Origin of the sequence: Devosia sp. (assembly GCF_028290625.1) — a bacterium.
Lineage (GTDB): Bacteria > Pseudomonadota > Alphaproteobacteria > Rhizobiales > Devosiaceae > Devosia.
The window spans coordinates 1-3,135 of record NZ_JAQGJM010000046.1 but is presented as its reverse complement, the minus strand read 5'-3'; the positions used below and the strand labels follow the sequence as shown (position 1 = coordinate 3,135).

The 3,135-nt window shown below is 60.5% G+C and carries 4 protein-coding genes; 2 read left to right on the top strand and 2 right to left on the bottom strand.

All coding sequences use genetic code 11. The annotated features are described in order from the left end of the window. Nucleotides 1-800, bottom strand: an 800-nt coding sequence (locus tag JWR51_RS23685; RefSeq protein ID WP_299753562.1) for a thiamine pyrophosphate-dependent dehydrogenase E1 component subunit alpha, incomplete at its 3' end; no start/stop codon positions are given. Nucleotides 801-818: 18 nt separating this feature from the next. Then, complete coding sequence (locus JWR51_RS23680; protein WP_299753564.1) at nucleotides 819-2,051, bottom strand: MFS transporter; 1,233 nt, start codon at nucleotides 2,049-2,051, stop codon at nucleotides 819-821. 4 nt (nucleotides 2,052-2,055) lie between these two features. Between JWR51_RS23680 and JWR51_RS23675 the strand changes: the two genes are divergently transcribed. Both JWR51_RS23675 and JWR51_RS23670 read left to right on the top strand, forming a co-directional pair. Beyond that, the gene (locus JWR51_RS23675) at nucleotides 2,056-2,643 is read left to right on the top strand and encodes a DUF507 family protein (protein ID WP_299753560.1); all 588 of its coding nucleotides are present in this window, start codon (nucleotides 2,056-2,058) and stop codon (nucleotides 2,641-2,643) included. Between the two features lie 94 nt (nucleotides 2,644-2,737). Beyond that, nucleotides 2,738-3,135 (top strand): ABC transporter ATP-binding protein (locus tag JWR51_RS23670; RefSeq protein ID WP_299753557.1); only part of this gene is annotated, 398 nt, incomplete at its 3' end.

The window sequence follows — 3,135 nt, the reverse complement described above, 5'->3', positions numbered from 1 at the left end:
GAATGCGAATAAGGCCGGACGCAGTGCGCGTGGACCAGCGCCGGTCCATGGTTGCCGCGGCAGTACGCAACAGCAGTACTCATCGCCTGATATGACGAAATGAAGTCCGTACCATCGACTTCGACGATAAAGAGACCGGGGAAATTCTCCAGCAGCCGCGAGATGGACGCGCCCGGAGTCTGCTTTTCCACCGGTACGGAGATCGCGTAGCCGTTGTCCTCGATCAGGAAAATGACCGGAGCGGAGGCAAGGCAGGCGTGATTCACAGATTCCCAGAACTCGCCCTCACTGGTGGCGCCTTCGCCCGATGAAACGAGCACGACCTGGTCGTCCGCCGGATACAGCTTCCGCAAACCTTCACCGCAGCCCACCGCCTGCGTGAACTGCGTACCGGTGGCGGAGGAACTCGAAACGATGTTCCTCGCCGGATCGCTCCAGTGGGAAGGCATCTGCCGTCCACCGGAACTCGGATCCGACGCCGCGCCCACCGCCTGCAGCAGCATCGAGAGCGGTGTCATCCCCAGAGTCAGGGCCAGCGCACGATCGCGATAGTAGGGATAGAACCAGTCGTATCCAGCGCGGGTCGCGAGGCCAGCCGCAACCTGGATCGCTTCATGACCGGCACCGCTGATCTGGAAATAGATCTTATTTTGGTTCTTTAGCAGGATTTCGCGGTCGTCAACGAGACGCGAAGTCAGCATGAGGCGATACGCGTGGAGCAGGGCATGTGGTTCCAGCCCCGCTGCCTGCGCCGCCGTCATCCGTTCAGTGCCGGTAAGCGTTGGAAACGACGTTGTCATTAAATGGCCTTCACCAGATTAGCAGGGCTTCAGGTTCTGCGCTCGTGCTAAAACGCGCCAGAAAGCGTAGCCCGCAATCGAACACGCGACCGCTGCGCGAAAGGCAAATTCATACTGACCATGGTCGAACAGCCCGCCCAGCAGAGGGCTCGTAATGGCCACGACGGCGCTCCACGAGCCGGCGCCAATCCCTGAGATCAGCCCGGTGTGTTCGCTTGAGAACACACGCGACGCCCAGGAGACCGATAGAAAGACAAAACCCGCCACCGCGAACATCGCGACGAAGAAGACCGCCAGTACCCAGGCTCCCGAAGGCATCGAATCTGTAAACGCCAGCGGCAGCGTCAGCAACAGAGAAGTGAGCATCAGCCCCTTGTACCGCCCGCCGCGCTTGTCCACCAAAGTCCCGAACACGAAATAGCTGATCTCCCAGCCCAGAGGGGGGATCCAGAGAACCTTGCCCAGCATCGCCTGGTCCCAGCCGAACTTCGCATGCAGGTAGAGGGACGAGCTATAGATGATCATCCCCAGGGGCATCGCGCCCAGTGCGTAGACGGCAATATAAGCCGCGACGGCAGGACTGCGCCATGGGAACGGAGTTCGGGCAGTTCGAACGGCGGGCGCATCCGCGCCACGGCTCACGAACCACCAAAACACCAGCCAGAGGAAACCGAGCGCTCCTGTGACCAGAAAGGCTCCGTGCCAGCCGAAGCGCAGCGCGATCGGGGTCACGATAAAGGGCGTAACGATAGCGCCCAGCGAGCCGCCGCTGTAGGCGAAGGCGAGTCCCCTGCCCTGCTTGTCGGGCGGCAGGGTTTGCGTCACCGTGCGCAGGCCGCCGGGGAACGTGGCTCCTTCGCCGGCGCCAAGTACCGCGCGAGCGATCCCGAAGCTGAGAAAGCCGGTGGCCCAGGCGTGCGCGGTGGCGGCGACGCTCCAGATCCCAACCGCGATATTCATGCCCCTCCGAACACCCCAGCGGTCCAGAAGGATGCCCCAAAGCGGGTTGCCCAGCATGTAGGCGATGGAGAAAGAGGAGATGATAAAGCCGTACTGCTGCGCGCTCAGGTGGGTGTCACGAAGAATGGTGGGCGCAAGAATTGCCAGCGTATTCCGGTCGATATAACTGATGAGCGAAACCAGCATCATCGAGATGGCGGGCAGCCATACGGTGCGACGCCGGGTCTCACGCGCCGCGGGCGCTTTTTCTATATAATTCGGATGCAATAACTCCCGATGATACACTGGCATCAAAGTGCTGCTTCCTCGCGAATTCGTCGCCTATCTCTCCCGTCAAATCGTGCGCCGTCTTTCCGGGACCACGATCGAATCCTCCGCTCCTGACCGCATCGTTGAACTGGTCACTAACCTGATCACTGAAGAACTGAACGCGGAGGACGCGCTGAACGACGAAGTCCGCGACCTTCTGGAACAGTACAGCGATTACATGCGGAAGGAAGGCGTCAGCTACCAGGACATGTTCCGCAAGATCAAGAGCACCATGATCACCCAGCGGAAGATCGTTAAGGCCGCCGGTCGCGATACGGGCGACGCGATGAAGCTCTCGCGCGACAAAGTCACCGATATATCGCACAAGCTGATGACCGCTATGCGTAAGTCACGCGACATGCGCCTGAAGAAGGATCAGAACGACGCGCGCCTCGACATCGTGAAGGCGTTTACCGAGATCCTGGTTGTGGAAGAGAAGGCCGACCGCGCCTCCCGCGACAAAGTCCGGACCATGAAGAAGGACATCCCCGAGGGCAGCGAAGAGTGGGACATTTTGCAGAAGCGCTTCTACGGTGAAGAACTCAAGAAGTTCGGCATCGACACCACCAAGTAAGCCGCGCGCCCGAATTCAGCACAGCGGTCCCTCAGTTCCGCTACCATGAGTCTTCATGTCACCAGGACCAGTTGAGGGTTCTCCCGCTATAGCGGTGCGCGACCTTCGCAAGGTCTACGACACCAAGACCGCCGTTGACGGCCTCAGCCTGACCGTTCCGCGCGGTTCGTTCTTCGGCTTCCTGGGACCGAACGGCGCGGGCAAATCAACCACGATCCGCATGCTGACCGGCCTGATCCCGGCCACCTCCGGCTCCATCGAACTGCTCGGCATGCAGCTTCCCGCGCAGGAAATGGCGATCAAGCAACGTATCGGTCTGGTGCCGGATGAATCGCTGCTGTTCGATCGCCTCACTGGCCTTGAGTTTCTGGAATTCGTGGGACGGATGTACAGTCTGCCCCGTGAGTTGGCAAGGCAGCGCGCCGGTGAACTGCTGGAGCTTTTCGAGCTGTCGAACGAACGACGCACGCTGATCGCGGAGTACTCAAAGGG

Coding starts and splice junctions, on each gene's coding strand:
- JWR51_RS23680 (WP_299753564.1), bottom strand. CDS start 2,051: ATGCCAGTGTATCATCGGGAGTTATTGCATCCGAATTATATAGAAAAA.